Below are 14,419 nucleotides of genomic sequence, written 5' to 3'. Positions count from 1 at the left end.
CGATTCCGCTTTTCCTTTTATTTATAATAATTAAAAATTCGTCCAGATGCGATATCTGCAACTTCTTCTGGAATAAATGTTTTACTTATATCAGTGCCAACATTTAATACTGCTGTAGCATCTTTCTCAATGCTACCAAATAATTCTTTTCCACGTATCGTAATAAGGGGCGTTCCTTCTGGCAACACGTCTTTTACAAATTCCATTTGTGTAAAGAACGGAACGATCCATCTACCCTCTCCTTGGAAATGACGCAAACGAAGTATTCCTTCTGTTGCCCCGTCCTCTGCTTCTAGTGAACCAGCAACATAAAACTCAGTAGATAAGAGCAATTCATAAAATTCCTTTTGCTTCTGTTTATCGTCCCCTGCTACAACAAGTACTTCTTCTATTCTCTTTACCGGAATTTGCTCCATATGATGCCACCCCTATTTCAAAATGATTGTACTTAGATTATACGAAATATTCTTATTTTTTTCTACATAATTCGCAATTATTTTCTTAAAATAATTTTAACACTTCTTTTGTCGTTACAATCGTAGCAAACTCTTCATGTAAATTTCCAAGTGTCATATTGTGAATATCCTCTGCATTATACTCTTTACCATCTAGACCTTTACGGTTAAAAGTAGCCGTTGCATCACTCACTAAATATGTTGTAAATCCCAAATTCCCTGCCATTCGTGTCGTAGTCTCCACACAATGATTTGTCGTTAAACCTACAACCACTACTGCATTACATTTGTTCTCTCTTAATTGCTCTTCTAAATTTGTCCCAATGAACGCGCTGTTAACAGATTTCTGAATAACCACTTCACCTGGTAATGGCTTCAGCTCTTCTTTAAAGTTCACCGTTTCCGCTCCTTCATAAAACATCAATTGAGCATTTTCTTTATTTACATGTTGAATATGAAAAACCGGTCGCTTCCTTTTTCTCCATTGTTCTAATAAAATTCTCATGTTTTCTTCAGCAAAAAGATTATTTCTCTCACCCCAGTATGATAATTGAAACGCTTTTTGTACATCAATTATAATAAGTGCTATTTTATTCATCATCATTTTCTCCTTCGTTCGGCTGTAATTGAAACAGAAAACCAAGTTGTTGTGACGCAGTAATAAAACAAATATAAGCGCAAAGCTCTACAATTTCTTTTTCCGTCCAATATTGTTTCAATGCATGAAACATATTATCATCTATTGCCTTTTTATCATGAACAAATGTATGTGCAAAAGTAACTGCTACACTCATTTCTTCTACCTTTTGCATATCATCAGGTCTTCCCTTTGCCATACAGTACGGACATTCATTCCCGTACGCTAATGTTCTTCTGACTTGCTCCTTTAGCTCTGCCGACAGAGTTCCTTTACTATACAGAGTATTCTCTACCATACTCCATGAATGTAATAGATCTGGATTATGCCCTAATAACTTTTGAAACTTTGTAACTCCTACATTTGATAATGAAATTCTCTCCATCATTTCCCCTCCTATTTCCTTCCGTTTTATTGTAAAATAAATAAAGTTCACTTTACATTTCACATGAATCTTAATTTATATTTTTACTTTACAAAAATTATTATTTTACTGGAGGTATATTTACAAATGCAACTAGACCGTGTCGATCGAAAGATTTTAAATGAATTATATAATGATAGTCGCCTTTCCATGCGTGAATTGGCGAAACGAGTAAACTTATCTGCTCCGTCTACTGCAGAACGTGTTCGCAAACTTGAAAGTGAAGGCGTGATTCAAAAGTACACAATCGATATTGATTATAAAAAAGCAGGACTTGTTTTAGATTGTATTTTAGAAATCACTTTAAAAAATGGTGATACAACACGTATGCAACAGTTTATTCAGTCTTATCCATCTGCAAGTTTTTGTTACCGAGTAACAGGAAGCTTATGCTACATTGTAAAAATTTCTGTTCCTTCACTCGTTGAACTTGAAGATTTTATCAATGATGTTTCTTCATATGCAACGACAGTTTCTCATATCGTATTATCAGAAGTATCTCTTACTCCTGATATCGAACACATCTTCCCAGAAGATTAATTTATTTTTATTCATAAAATATAAAAAAACCCCTTACAATAAGAATAAAAATAATATATCATGTATTAAAATACATAAAGTTCGAGAAAGGGGCTTTACATTGAAAATCTGGTTTTATGAAAAAACGGCACAATTAGATGATTTACTTGGCATTTGGGATAATGTTCCGACTATCCCTCGAATTGGTGAAAAAGTGGAGATTTTAAAAACAGTCCGCATTGTTACAGATATTAAATATGTAAAGAACGGTAATAATTTTCGTGTAGAAATTATTACAAATTAAAAAGTAGCTCCTAAGAGCTACTTTTTAATTATCTATCACGCGCTTTCTTTATTACAATTTTATCTTCTTCTACAGATACTGTTACATAATCATTTTCTTCTAATCGAAGCTTATTTACTGCTTCATCTGGTAGCTCTACAGCCATCAGTCTATCTGTTACAATCACTTGACTATACACTTCATTTTCTTGTAATGCACTCACCACTTTTTCCTCATTTATAAAGCGCACTTGTGGCACACCCACTTTTTTTACAGTACGCCATTGTTTCCAAACGTAAGGAATTAACCAAAGTAACCCAATAACTGTCAGACCAATACCGATCCATAAATTACTTTGCGCTTGCAATTCAGTAATTGAGATTGCGCTACTCTCTTCTCCACCGACAAATTGCATACTTGTTGCAATTAAATTATTTAGAGCATGTACAGCGATATTCGTCCATATATTTTTCGTCTTTATGTATAAAAGACACATAACAACACCAAACATAAATGCACCAATAACATCAAAATGTCCTAAACCAAAAATAAGTGAAGATATGATTACAGCTTTTTTAATTCCCCATTTATGAGCCATTCGCTGTAAAAAGAAGCCCCTAAAAATAACCTCTTCCATAATAGGTGCTAATACACATGCTGAAATGAAAGTAAATATCGTCATATATATGTTACTCGTATTAATAACATTTACGTCTTCTAACATGGTAACTAAGAAATTCGGTAACGTATGTGCTAATATGTAAAATTGAATATGAGATATACCAACTGAAAAAATCATTCCCATTATCATTGCTAATACAATTAATCCCCACGGTAAACGTCCTGGCTTATCAAAAAAACTGTTAAACACAACATTATTTTTATTTGTTTTTACGTATAACCAAAATAACGGAAATATAAAAAATACAGTTATTTGTGAAATAACTTCCAGCGTATTCTCAGAAACATTTGCTAGATCTAATGGAATCATCGTAAGGAACACCCCTATAATCATCCATCCAAAAAAACTGCGTAGTCTTATGCGTGAAAATGCATAATGCATGTAGAACACCCCCAAAGATAATAAAAACAAATGGTCGGATAACTAAATTATAATTTGAATATAGTCGAAATCCCTCCTATTTTTCTCAATTACTTTCAAACAACATATCTCTTAAAATACCATATCACTGTTCTTCAAGTTGCCATTTAGGAGGAGGTTATGTAATAAAAATCCCCGTTTTTACAAGCGGGGATTTCTTTTATTATAATACGTCACGTTTTTGGAATAATGCACTTGATGCTATAAGTAATACAACAATATACGTAATCACAAGTAATAATGAAGTTGTAAACGTAAATTCTGTAAATGGTGATTCTAAACCACGATTGATTAATTTATTGCTGTCATAAGCATTTAAATTTAAATGGAACAATACAACAAATTTTGCGGCGCCTTTTGTAAGCATCATAAGCATCATCTTAATTGGTCCTTGTAGGAAAAAGAAAAACAACGTGATAATTAATGGCAAAACAGATTTTCTAAATACATTTGCTAAGAAAAATGCAAGCGTAGCAAAGAAAATGGGTGATAAAAGTTCATATGAAATTGCCTTTAATACAATTCCTAATGTTAATTCTGTCTTACTACCATCCATTACAATTCCGCCAATGATCATTGCAATTAACGTGCTAGCAACTATGATAAATAATATCGTTAATAAAACCGTAATATATTTAGAAAATAAAACTATAATTCGTTTTCTTGGACGAATTAATAATTGCTTAATTGTTCCTTTCTGGAATTCATCTGTGATTGTACGAGAGGCTGTTGCGATACCAAAAATTGTTGCAAACAATATAATTAGACCAATATCTGAATTTACAAAATCTAGGTAAGATCCACTTAAACTATCAGCTTCACCCCATTTTGCCATTACTACTGCCCCTAAAATCTCCAATAAAGCAATTATACCGATTAATATATACATACCTTTTTTCGCATGTAACTTTAAAAATTCATTTTGAATTAATTTAAACATTACGCTTCCACTCCCCCTGTAATCGCTAAGAACTCATCCTCTAACGTTTTAGTTTGAACAGTAACTCCGTAAACAAGCACATCGTCATTCACAAGTTTTTTTACAAGTTGTGGGATTTCTTCTTTCATTACAGATACTGCAATTACATTTCCTTGCGTCTTACCTTTAATGATTTCATTTGCTTTCTGTACTTGATCTACTTCAAACGCTACAACTACTGTCTCATCGTGTTTCGCTTGTTCATGTAAGTTGTACTCTTGCACAAACTCACCTTGCTTAATAATAACGACGCGATCACACATGAGTTCAATTTCACTTAATAAGTGACTTGATACGATTACAGCAATATTCTCTTCTTTCGCTAAACGTTGTAAATAATCTCGAATTTGGCGAATACCCGCTGGATCTAATCCATTTGTCGGCTCATCTAAAATTAAGATTTTCGGCTGATGAAGTAATGCCTGTGCAATTCCTAAACGTTGTTTCATACCAAGTGAATATGTTTTCACCTTTTTATGAATTGCGTGCTCTAATTCGACAAGCTTTACAATCTCAGCAATGCGCTCTTTACTAATTGGTGTAATTGCCATGTTCGCAAAATGCTTTAAGTTTTGCATTCCAGTCATATAATCATATAGTTCAGGATTTTCTACGATCGCCCCAATTTGCTCTAGCGCCTTTTCACGCTCCGTGCGAATACTATGACCGCAAATTGTAATATCGCCCTCTGTCATTGATATAAGACCTGTCATCATACGAATTGTCGTCGTTTTACCACTACCGTTCGGTCCAAGAAACCCGTACACTTCCCCTTCACGAACTTCAAATGATAAACCGCGAATAATTTCTGTTCCACCAATCTTTTTTCGAACATTCTCTAACTTTACTACTACATTTCCCAATGTTGATTCCTCCTTTAGACTTCTAGTTTTTTATCGATTATGCGACCTGTTATATAAACAAGTAAAACAAATATACCGATTGAAAAAGCAATACTATATAAATTCATAAGACTTTCTGGATATAGTATAAGATTTATATCCACCGATTCATCTATATAAACTAACTTCCTAATAAAAGTAGACGTAGGTGCAAGTCGGCCTAGCATTTCATATATCATATTGATTGCTTTCGTTACTAATAAAAATAAGAAGAAAATAATTACATACTCCATTTTTTTCTTTTTCAAAGAAAATACTTTAACACCAGATACTATGAAAAGTAAAACTAACAATATACTTGATAAATTAAATACATATAACACACTACTAAATACTTGTTTTACTATATCTAGCTCAATTGTACTTTCCGTAAATAACATTCCATAGAGTTCTGTACCTTTTATTACTTTCATCGAAATACTATAGACAAATATAGTACCTATCACTTCAAAACACATTAAACTAATTGCCGCATATGACAATATTGCTAAAACAATTTTTTTGCCAGATATCGGTGTTAATCGAAATAATGTATTCTCTGTCATTTTCCCAAACGCAGATATCGCCTGTAGAAATACTACTGCTGCAAAAATCATATAAACTAAGAATACTAAAGCAATAATAATCATTTGCCTTACTTCTCCTGATTCTTGTTTAATATAATTCCCCATACTTACAAAAGCGACAGCTACAATAAATATGAATGACAATAACGAAATGAAAATTTGTTTTTTATTGGCATTGTACATATATATTAAACTGGCCTTCATCTACTAAACACCTCCTTAAACAAATCCGTAACAGCTTTTCCTCTTTGGAAACGTAATTCCTCTACATTTTCATGCAATACACTTTCACCATCTTTTAAAAAGATTACTTCGTCAAAAATATTTTCCACTTCTCCAATTAAATGCGTGGCAATTAAAATGGTACAGTCTTCGCGATAAAACTGTAAAATAAGTTCCAGTACATGTTCCCTAGAAACGAGATCAATCCCGCCCAATGGTTCATCTAGTACGTATAACTTCGCTTTCCTCGAAAATGTTAAAATAATTTGTAGCTTTTCAACCATACCTTTTGATAAAGCTGTAATTTTTTCTTCTAACGGTATTTTAAATTCAGCAATTGTATCTACCGCTTTTTGAATGTCGAAGTCTTTATAAAAATCTCGATAGAAAAATAAAGAATCCTTTACCGTCATCCAATCATCAAATACTGGTTTATCCGACATAAAAGAAACAATTTCTTTCGTTTCTAATCCTACCTTTTTACCAGCGATTGTAATACTACCTTCGGAAGGATGCTGCAGACCGGCAATCATTTTCAATAACGTCGTTTTCCCGCTCCCGTTATCTCCAACGAGTCCTATAATTTTCCCTTTCGTAATCTCTATGTTTAATTCACGGATCACTGCTTTTAACCCGTATCTCTTCCATAAGTTTTCTATTTTTAATAACTCTGTCATTCGCTCTCCTCCCTCTTCTCGTGTAATGAAGAGCGAAGGATTGTAAGAATTTCTTCTTCTGAAAAACCTAAATTGTCCATTCCATCTATAAAAGAATGAAGTAATTCTTTCGCCATCTCTTTTCGCAGCTCCATAATTTTCTCCCCTTCATTCGTTACATATCGTCCCATTCCTCTACGTGTGACAACAACCCCATCCCGTTCTAGCTCTTGAAATGTACGCTGAATCGTATTTGGATTTACTTGTAATTCACTCGCTAATTCACGTACAGAGGGAATTTTATCACCCGGCAATAAATGTCCTGTTACGATTTCTTTTTTTATGTATTCCATTACCTGAATGTAAATTGGTGTATTTGGAGAAAACTCTATTTTCATTTCTTCCCTCCTTTTGTATTGGTGTACTAGTTAAATAATACACCGATACAAATAGTTTGTAAATACCCATTTAATTACAAAAAAGTTCTATCCATTTGCTGGATAGAACTTTTTAAACAGAACTCGTTATACAAAAATAATAGTGTTATGTAAACAAATCCATAAAGAAAAGCTGTCTTATCAATGAATAAGACAGCTTTTCTTTATGAGTATATATTAAAAATCAAACACGAAGTCATCATCAGCTAACTTTTCAACGTTCGTTGCTTTTACGTAACCATTCCCTTTTACAGAGAAGAAATCATGGTTTTTCGTATCTGTACGTAAACCATTTAAAACGATTGGGTTAATTTCTTCTTCTTCAAACTTCGGCTCAAGTCCTAAGTTCATAAGTCCTTTATTCGCATTGTAACGAACGAAACGATTTACATCCTCTACAAGACCGATAGAAGTGTAAATTTCTTCTGTGTATGCCATTTCAATTTCATATAGTTCCATTAATAACTCTTGTGTTTCTTTTTGCACTTCTTGTTGATCTTCTGCAGAAAGTTCTGCGAAGAGTTGTTGTGCTAAAATACCGACGAATACGCCGTGAATTGACTCATCACGAATTATTAGGTTAATAATCTCACCACTTGCTGTCAATTTACCTTGACCTGCTAAGTAAAGTGGGTAGAAGAATCCACTATAGAATAAGTAACTTTCTAAGAATACACTTGCTACCATCGCCATGTATAACTCTTTTTTCGTTACTTCAGGCTTTAATAAACGACGATAGTAACTAGTAACAATACCAGCTTTTTTCTCAAGTAATGGATGATTGTCTACCCATTCAAAAATATCATCAATTTCTTCTTCAGTAGCTAACGTTGTGAAAATATGACTGTAACTCTTCGCATGTACTTCTTCCATAGCTCCCATGAAAGCTAATACACTTTTCGCTTGTAAATTTTCAAGATGAACAAGTACAAGTGGCATCCCTTCGCCACCTTGTTTCGTATCTAAAAGTGTTAAACCACCTAATACACGCTTATAAGCAATCTGCTCTTCTTTTGATAATTGTGCCCAAGTATTTTTGTCAGAAGATACTGCGATTTCTTCTTCTGTCCAAAACTGAGCGATGTTTTGCTTCCAAAACATTAAACTAAAATCATCTTCTTTTTTGTTCCAGTTTACCGCACGCATTCAATCGCCCCTTCTCTAAATAAACATGAAAAATTGATAACTAAGCATGAGCAGGGTTCAGAAAACCCTGCTCATGATGTCTCACTTTTTATATTAAACGGTACAAGCTACGCACTCTTCCACGCTTAACTTACGTGTTCTCGTATAATAAAGACTCTTTAAGCCTTTTTTATGTGCATAGATGTAGTAACGTGCTAATTCACGTGTTGAAATATCACTATTAACGTAAAGAATTGTACTAATTCCTTGGTCAATATGTTCTTGGATTTCTGCGATTAAATCAATTAATTTAAACTGATTCATATCGTAAGAAGATTTATAGTACCAGAACGTATCTTTTGATAAATACGGCATTGGATAATATGTCGTCGCATTCGCATATGTTCTTGATTCGATTTGACTTACGATCGGCATTACGCTTGAAGTTGCATTTTGAACGTAACTGATAGATTGTGTTGGAGCGATGGCAAGACGGTATGAATTATATAATCCATTCTTCTTCACTTGCTCTTTTAAACTTGTCCAATCTTCTTTTGTTGGAATATGAATTCCTTCAAATAGTTGCTGAACTTTTTCAGTTACTGGGCTGTAATCTGTCGTTTCGTACTTTTCAAAGTATGTGCCATTCGCATAATCAGACTTATCGAAGTCTTTAAATGTTTCGCCTTTTTCTTTAGCGATTTCCATACTTTTTTCAATAGAGTAGTAATTTAACATCATAAAGAATGTACGAGCGAACTCTTTCGCTTCTGCACTTTCATATGCGATTTTGTTTTTTGATAAATATCCGTGTAAGTTCATTGCGCCAAGTCCAACTGAATGAAGCTCATCATTTGCTTTTTTCACAGTTGGTGCATTAGGAATGATCGTCATATCAGACACAGCTGTTAAAGCTTCCATTCCCGCATGAACAGCTTCACGAATTTCTTTATTTTCCATTACATTCACGATATTTAACGATCCTAAATTACAGTTAATATCACGACGGATAATATCATCTGTACCGTAATCATTTATTTCAGAAGTTTCTTGAAGCTGGAAGATTTCTGTCTCGAATGTTCAACCGAGTCCGCTACTCCTCAGTCCGTTGCTCATGCAACTGCTGTATGTCACCATACAGGACAGACTATATCATCACCTACAGCATTACCTGATTAGGTGCTCCGCTTTTCGAACGCCAATCGCTTGCGCTCTACTCCCATAAGGGATAGTCGTTAGGCTTTTACTTATCTTAAATACTTCAGAATGTATCTTATTACTTTATGTTGTCCCATAACTCTGCTATACAAAATAATAAGATACATTCTGAACTTTTATATTTTCATTCTAAGATAAGATTTAGCACGGTAGGTTACCTCAAATTTGAGGCTTTCCCCGTTTAACGGAGTTTTCGACTAGCATTTCTACTAGAAGGTGCTACATATTTAACACAAGTTCGACATCTTCACAGTTCCAATATCCTTCAGTGGATGTTGGCTATTTGCATTTGATTTAAACATTAAGTATGGGTAACCAGACTCAAGCTGAATCATAGCAATTTTAATAAGCATATCACGTGCACTAATATCTAGCGGCTTCTTCTTCACTTTCGGATTGCTCATTAATTCATCGTACATTTCATCAATGTCTATATCATCTAAATGCTTTCCGTATTCTTTATACACCGTATAAGGCGCGAAAACATGGAAAGGTTCGTTTTTCTCAGCAAGCTCAAAGAACTTACTTGGAACGATAATTCCGATTGATAGAGACTGAATACGGCTCTTCTCATCGGCATTTATTTTTTTTGTATCAAGGAATTCAATAATATCCCAATGGAAAATGTTTAAGTATACTGCGCCGGCACCTTTTCGTTGCCCAAGTTGATTTGCATATGAAAACGAATCTTCAAGTAATTTCATAACAGGTACTACACCACTTGCAGCGTTATCGATACCTTTAATTTGCTCACCGCGTGCACGTAGCTTAGACAAGTTTAAAGCTACTCCACCGCCGATTTTTGATAATTGCATTGCAGTATTAATGTTAAAGCCGATTGAATTTAAGCTATCATCCATCTCTAACAAGAAACAAGACACCATTTCTCCTCTTCTGCTTCGTCCCGCATTTAAAAAGGTTGGTGTCGCTGGTTGGTAGTTTTGTTTTACAATCATGCTTGCGAAGTGTTTTGCCTTCGCAACATCACCGCGTCCTAAGTATAATGAAACAATTGCTACACGATCTTCATAGCTTTCTAAGTATTGTTTTTGATCATTTGTTTTTAACGCATAATCTTTGTAGAACTTAGATGCTGCCATATAAGATTGGAACTCGAAGTTTTCACCATAAGCGATGTTATATACCTCTTCTACTTCCTCCAAGCTATACTCGTCCAGAACGTTGTAATAGTAATCATATTCTTTCATATACTCCATTCGCTCTGCCACGCTATTAAAATGAACGGTATTTTCTCTAGCTTCTTCCATAAAGACTTCTAATGCCTCTTTATCTTTATGAAGCTGATAAAAACCGTCCTGCATTTGCGTGATTTCATTATTCAGTTCAATGTGTCGCAATCTCCCGCACCCTTTCCTTAAAATATTCTACATCATTATTTGTTCCTGATAACTCAAATTTTGATACAATAGGCACTTCATATTTAGCAGAAATTTTGTCAGCACTTGCACCGAACATGTCTCCCCAGTTACGATTGCCGCTTGCAGATACGCCTTTTAATTTTTCATTATTGCGCTCTAAAAATTCTAAAACACGTTCTGGTACATTGCCAAAACCTGTTGTATACGTAATTAAAACAAAGTCTTCATCTATTACTAGATCTTCACCAATTTGAACGGCCGGCATATTTAATTTGTGAATGAAACGCTTCACGTTTCCTGTCATAGAATCATATGCAACTATCATTTCCGACCCTCCCTCTCCAATCTATACTCTCTGTATGTTGTTTCTTGATTTCTCTATATATTGTATTACGTTTCAAAATAAGACACAAGATATATGTATAAATTCTTTCTTTTTTTAAATTTTACTTTTCGACAAGACAGTCGATTTTTTTCAATACAATGACTATGAAACAACATTCTAAAACTCATGTCAATAAAGTGCTTTTCAAAAAAGTTGTCAACGAATTTAACCTTATTTTTAAAAAAGTTACCAATATATTTTGTCATAAAACGGCAAATGCTGGAGGAATATATTTCTCCAGCATCACGCAAAAAAGAACAGACATGAAACGATAATCTGTTCTAAAAAACGATTACATTTATCAGTTTTACTTTATTAAATATTATACATATACTTTCGGTTCGCGTTACATACTAAAAGATAACTATTATAGAAAAAGATTATTATTATGGAAATTCAACTTATTTATGAAAAGATTATTCTGAGTGCTCAATGCGAAAAATATCTTTTACAAATATATGATGTGGATTTTCATCTTTATCAATCATTGTACATACAGGAGCTTCTTCATCAAAGTACACAATCATTCCTTCTACGTACTGATATGTATGTTGAACTTGTACGGTTACTTTAATTTCTATAGCCTCTTCATATGCTCTTTTTATTTTCTGAAGCATTTTTGCCGAACACTTTCGTTTCTCTGGATACATGACCATCCCCATAAACCTATTGCCCGCTCTATCTTTCCACATATAATCCCAATGCGGTAATATGCCTTGTTTAAAATCGCCCATAATTCTCCTCCCTATATTCTTCTAGTTACGAACGTGGCGTTTCTGAATATGTATAAATTACTTGTCCGCCGCGCTGTGCGTTCCCAATAATATGTTTAAAATCTTCTCGACTTACTACAACTTCTCTGAACGTATAAAATACATCTTTCGTAACAACATACTCCTTTATTTCACCATTTTTCAGCTGATCCAAAATTGCATTTGCTAATTCTTTATCCATGTATTTCACCTCTATGCAATATTTTATTTTATCGTATATTCTATAGGTCAACAACTGTAAAATTATCCAGGTGCTATACCTTCATTTCATTTTCATTATTTTTCAAAAAAGATCTCTTTAGTATATGTCCACTAAATATCATATACTAACATAGCTACTTATCTATATCAATCATTTCAGTATTCAATTATGCAAAGTTCCATACCACTATGCTACAATATATAAATAGAATTAGGAGGGATACTATGATTCGGAAAGCAAAAAAGACAGATGCGAAGGCAATTGCACCTTTATTATATAACGCTCTGCACGAAATTGCTGAAAAAATCACAGGCAGCACAGTTGAGACAGAAGTATTACTAGGACTTGAAACATGGTTCTCAAAAGAGAGAAATCGACTGAGCTATGAAAACTGTTTTGTATATGTACAAGACGGGGTTGCAGTTGGGGTTATTGTCGCTTATCACGGTAGTGAAGCAACAAGTCTTGATGCACCAATTGTACATTACTTAAGAGAATTACATAAAGATGAATCAATTACATTAGAAAAAGAAGCTGAACTTGATGAATATTACATTGATACATTATCAGTTTCAAGTGCATATGGCGGAAAAGGAATCGGTTCTCAATTAATTGAAGCTGCTGAAATCCATGCAACTGAAAAGGAGCATGAAAAAATCGCATTACTTGTTAATTTAGAAAACAAACGTGCCTATTCACTATATGAAAAACTAGGTTATAAAAAAGATCAAATCGTTATGCTTGTAGGCGAACCTTATGCACACCTCGTAAAAACATTAAACATCAAAATTTCTATGTCTTAAAAAGAAAGCACACGATTTATATATAAATCGTGTGCTTTTATGTTAATTTTGTATTTAATATATTTCCATCCATCGCTTCGTGGAATGTATAGGTTGTACATCCCCATGGCTTCCTATGTAAAATAGGAGAACCAGACCATCCCATCGCTCTCAGCTCCGCACCAACCATTGCATTAATGTAATTATGACCTACAAGAGCAATACTGCCATGTACGAGAGCATAACGGTGTAATAAGTAAGCCACTTGCCTTGCCCTCTCTCTTACTTCCTTATAAGACTCAACACCTTTATGGTAACCAAGTATCCATAATGTTCGCCCGATAAACATCCATACGTTAGGTTTACATTTCAACCATGTTGGAGCATAAAAATTCGTCGGAATTTCAGCTTCCCTAAAAAGAGAATTTTGCATAAAAGATAAAGAATTCATTAATTCAGCTGCTGACTGTATAGCACACCTTTGATCACTCGTTACAATCAACTTTGCTGCTTCAATCGCTTCCATTGTTTCCATTGGTATAGGTGCTTTTTCTGTTATAGTATGTAAGTCATATCCTTTCATCCATTGATGAAAGGATGTAACCGTCATTGGTTCTATAGTACGATCTAAGCGGCCATGACGAATAAAAGAAATCTTCATTCTTTCCACTCTCCATTCATCACTTACAAACTCTATTATGTACTATTTTTAAATATCATACCACGCAAAAAAAGAAAGTTATACACCTTTACATATCCCCACCACTCTCATGTGTGACCCCAGCATGTATACCATCCATCCCATCAAAATATGTAGTCGTTTCATGATGACGAATCTTTTTTAAATTTATATAAGAAAATACAAATAAAGTTAATGCTATAACACTCCCCACAAATTCAAACATCATTTTACCGCCTCTAATTTCTCCCACTTTAGTAGGTTATTGTGTTTTTTCATTATACCCCTATATAAAGATGCACGCATTTAAACCGTTCTTTTTTTCTAATAACTTGGAGTTCTTGCATATTTTCTTACAAAATGTGAATATTTTTCGAATTTTTACTTTGGAAACATTTACAAACTAGACAATATGGTTCAAAATAAGAGGAAATAAAAAAAACCAAAATTATTCTTTTTTTGGAAAACTGTAACAAGGAGAGTTGCTTATGCAGATCGCAGAAACTGGAGATATCATTGAATTTAAAGGTGGAATGCAAGGCCGTGTTCAAAAAGTAAATCAAAACTCCGTTATTGTAGATATAACAATTATGGAAAATTTTAGAGAACTAGATATGGAACCTCTTACAGTTGTAAGTCATAAAAACTATACTGTCATTAATCAAAATGCATAATATAATAGAAAGAAAGGATC

At 33.7% G+C, this 14,419-nt stretch carries 20 protein-coding genes and 1 pseudogene; 4 read left to right on the top strand and 17 right to left on the bottom strand.

Annotated features, from left to right (window positions below; genetic code table 11):
* Positions 1 to 17: 17 nt before the first annotated feature.
* The 3 genes from DT250_RS18745 to DT250_RS18735 all read right to left on the bottom strand — a co-directional run bounded on the left by DT250_RS18745 (position 18) and on the right by DT250_RS18735 (position 1,540).
* Positions 18 to 416, bottom strand: a complete 399-nt coding sequence (locus DT250_RS18745; protein WP_000435201.1) for an SseB family protein — start codon at positions 414 to 416, stop codon at positions 18 to 20.
* A gap of 85 nt (positions 417 to 501) precedes the next feature.
* On the bottom strand, positions 502 to 1,056 hold the full coding sequence (locus DT250_RS18740; RefSeq protein WP_149213530.1) for a cysteine hydrolase family protein: 555 nt from the start codon (positions 1,054 to 1,056) through the stop codon (positions 502 to 504).
* Complete coding sequence (locus tag DT250_RS18735) at positions 1,046 to 1,540, bottom strand: carboxymuconolactone decarboxylase family protein (RefSeq protein WP_095205721.1); 495 nt, start codon at positions 1,538 to 1,540, stop codon at positions 1,046 to 1,048. The genes DT250_RS18740 and DT250_RS18735 overlap by 11 nt, the downstream gene beginning before the upstream one ends.
* A 63-nt stretch (positions 1,541 to 1,603) precedes the next feature.
* Between DT250_RS18735 and DT250_RS18730 the strand changes: the two genes are divergently transcribed.
* Positions 1,604 to 2,056, top strand: a complete 453-nt coding sequence (locus tag DT250_RS18730) for an Lrp/AsnC family transcriptional regulator (protein ID WP_001175492.1) — start codon at positions 1,604 to 1,606, stop codon at positions 2,054 to 2,056.
* A 100-nt stretch (positions 2,057 to 2,156) separates the two neighbouring features.
* Positions 2,157 to 2,339: a DUF3913 family protein gene (locus DT250_RS18725; RefSeq protein ID WP_000707104.1), complete on the top strand. Its 183-nt coding sequence runs from the start codon at positions 2,157 to 2,159 to the stop codon at positions 2,337 to 2,339.
* 28 nt (positions 2,340 to 2,367) lie between these two features.
* Here DT250_RS18725 and DT250_RS18720 read toward each other — a convergent pair whose 3' ends face one another.
* From DT250_RS18720 to DT250_RS18660, 12 genes and pseudogenes are all read right to left on the bottom strand, one after another.
* Entirely contained in the window at positions 2,368 to 3,381 is a 1,014-nt protein-coding gene (locus DT250_RS18720) for a CPBP family intramembrane glutamic endopeptidase (protein WP_149213529.1), read from the bottom strand.
* 202 nt (positions 3,382 to 3,583) lie between these two features.
* Positions 3,584 to 4,360, bottom strand: a complete 777-nt coding sequence (locus DT250_RS18715; protein ID WP_149213528.1) for an ABC transporter permease — start codon at positions 4,358 to 4,360, stop codon at positions 3,584 to 3,586.
* Positions 4,360 to 5,262 carry an ABC transporter ATP-binding protein gene (locus tag DT250_RS18710; protein WP_149213527.1) on the bottom strand — a complete coding sequence of 301 codons (903 nt, stop codon included), beginning with the start codon at positions 5,260 to 5,262 and terminating at the stop codon, positions 4,360 to 4,362. The genes DT250_RS18715 and DT250_RS18710 overlap by 1 nt, the downstream gene beginning before the upstream one ends.
* A gap of 14 nt (positions 5,263 to 5,276) precedes the next feature.
* Positions 5,277 to 6,071 (bottom strand): ABC transporter permease, encoded by a 795-nt coding sequence (locus DT250_RS18705; RefSeq protein ID WP_149213526.1) that lies wholly within the window; start codon positions 6,069 to 6,071, stop codon positions 5,277 to 5,279.
* Complete coding sequence (locus DT250_RS18700; RefSeq protein WP_149213525.1) at positions 6,068 to 6,766, bottom strand: ABC transporter ATP-binding protein; 699 nt, start codon at positions 6,764 to 6,766, stop codon at positions 6,068 to 6,070. Before DT250_RS18700 ends, DT250_RS18705 begins: the two co-directional genes overlap by 4 nt.
* Entirely contained in the window at positions 6,763 to 7,143 is a 381-nt protein-coding gene (locus DT250_RS18695) for a GntR family transcriptional regulator (RefSeq protein ID WP_000687513.1), read from the bottom strand. The genes DT250_RS18700 and DT250_RS18695 overlap by 4 nt, the downstream gene beginning before the upstream one ends.
* A 216-nt stretch (positions 7,144 to 7,359) precedes the next feature.
* The gene (gene nrdF, locus DT250_RS18690) at positions 7,360 to 8,328 is read right to left on the bottom strand and encodes a class 1b ribonucleoside-diphosphate reductase subunit beta (protein ID WP_060489487.1); all 969 of its coding nucleotides are present in this window, start codon (positions 8,326 to 8,328) and stop codon (positions 7,360 to 7,362) included.
* A 93-nt stretch (positions 8,329 to 8,421) separates the two neighbouring features.
* Complete coding sequence (locus tag DT250_RS18685; protein ID WP_306295567.1) at positions 8,422 to 9,372, bottom strand: ribonucleotide reductase large subunit; 951 nt, start codon at positions 9,370 to 9,372, stop codon at positions 8,422 to 8,424.
* A gap of 383 nt (positions 9,373 to 9,755) precedes the next feature.
* Positions 9,756 to 10,883, bottom strand: a pseudogene (locus tag DT250_RS18680) (ribonucleotide reductase N-terminal alpha domain-containing protein); the annotation flags it as partial.
* Entirely contained in the window at positions 10,870 to 11,229 is a 360-nt protein-coding gene (gene nrdI, locus DT250_RS18675; protein ID WP_000634376.1) for a class Ib ribonucleoside-diphosphate reductase assembly flavoprotein NrdI, read from the bottom strand. The pseudogene DT250_RS18680 and the gene nrdI, both read right to left, overlap by 14 nt.
* 476 nt (positions 11,230 to 11,705) lie before the next feature.
* The gene (locus tag DT250_RS18665; RefSeq protein ID WP_149213524.1) at positions 11,706 to 12,023 is read right to left on the bottom strand and encodes a hypothetical protein; all 318 of its coding nucleotides are present in this window, start codon (positions 12,021 to 12,023) and stop codon (positions 11,706 to 11,708) included.
* Positions 12,024 to 12,048: 25 nt separating this feature from the next.
* Positions 12,049 to 12,243, bottom strand: coding sequence for a hypothetical protein (locus DT250_RS18660; RefSeq protein WP_000356682.1), 195 nt, complete (start codon positions 12,241 to 12,243; stop codon positions 12,049 to 12,051).
* 245 nt (positions 12,244 to 12,488) lie between these two features.
* Here DT250_RS18660 and DT250_RS18655 point away from each other — a divergent pair, with 245 nt between their 5' ends.
* On the top strand, positions 12,489 to 13,067 hold the full coding sequence (locus tag DT250_RS18655) for a GNAT family N-acetyltransferase (protein ID WP_088062589.1): 579 nt from the start codon (positions 12,489 to 12,491) through the stop codon (positions 13,065 to 13,067).
* Between the two features lie 37 nt (positions 13,068 to 13,104).
* Here DT250_RS18655 and DT250_RS18650 read toward each other — a convergent pair whose 3' ends face one another.
* Together DT250_RS18650 and DT250_RS31725 are read right to left on the bottom strand one after the other, a co-directional pair.
* Positions 13,105 to 13,707, bottom strand: a complete 603-nt coding sequence (locus DT250_RS18650) for a histidine phosphatase family protein (protein ID WP_149213523.1) — start codon at positions 13,705 to 13,707, stop codon at positions 13,105 to 13,107.
* Positions 13,708 to 13,795: 88 nt separating this feature from the next.
* A complete protein-coding gene (locus DT250_RS31725; protein ID WP_002096778.1) occupies positions 13,796 to 13,951 on the bottom strand; it encodes a hypothetical protein in 156 nt (51 codons plus the stop codon).
* 262 nt (positions 13,952 to 14,213) lie between these two features.
* Here DT250_RS31725 and DT250_RS18645 point away from each other — a divergent pair, with 262 nt between their 5' ends.
* Complete coding sequence (locus DT250_RS18645) at positions 14,214 to 14,399, top strand: YkvS family protein (protein WP_001165081.1); 186 nt, start codon at positions 14,214 to 14,216, stop codon at positions 14,397 to 14,399.
* Positions 14,400 to 14,419 lie beyond the last annotated feature (20 nt).

It is taken from the genome of Bacillus sp. AR2-1 (assembly GCF_008368755.1).
Classification (GTDB): domain Bacteria; phylum Bacillota; class Bacilli; order Bacillales; family Bacillaceae_G; genus Bacillus_A; species Bacillus_A wiedmannii.
This window is presented reverse-complemented; position numbering and strand designations above follow the sequence as displayed.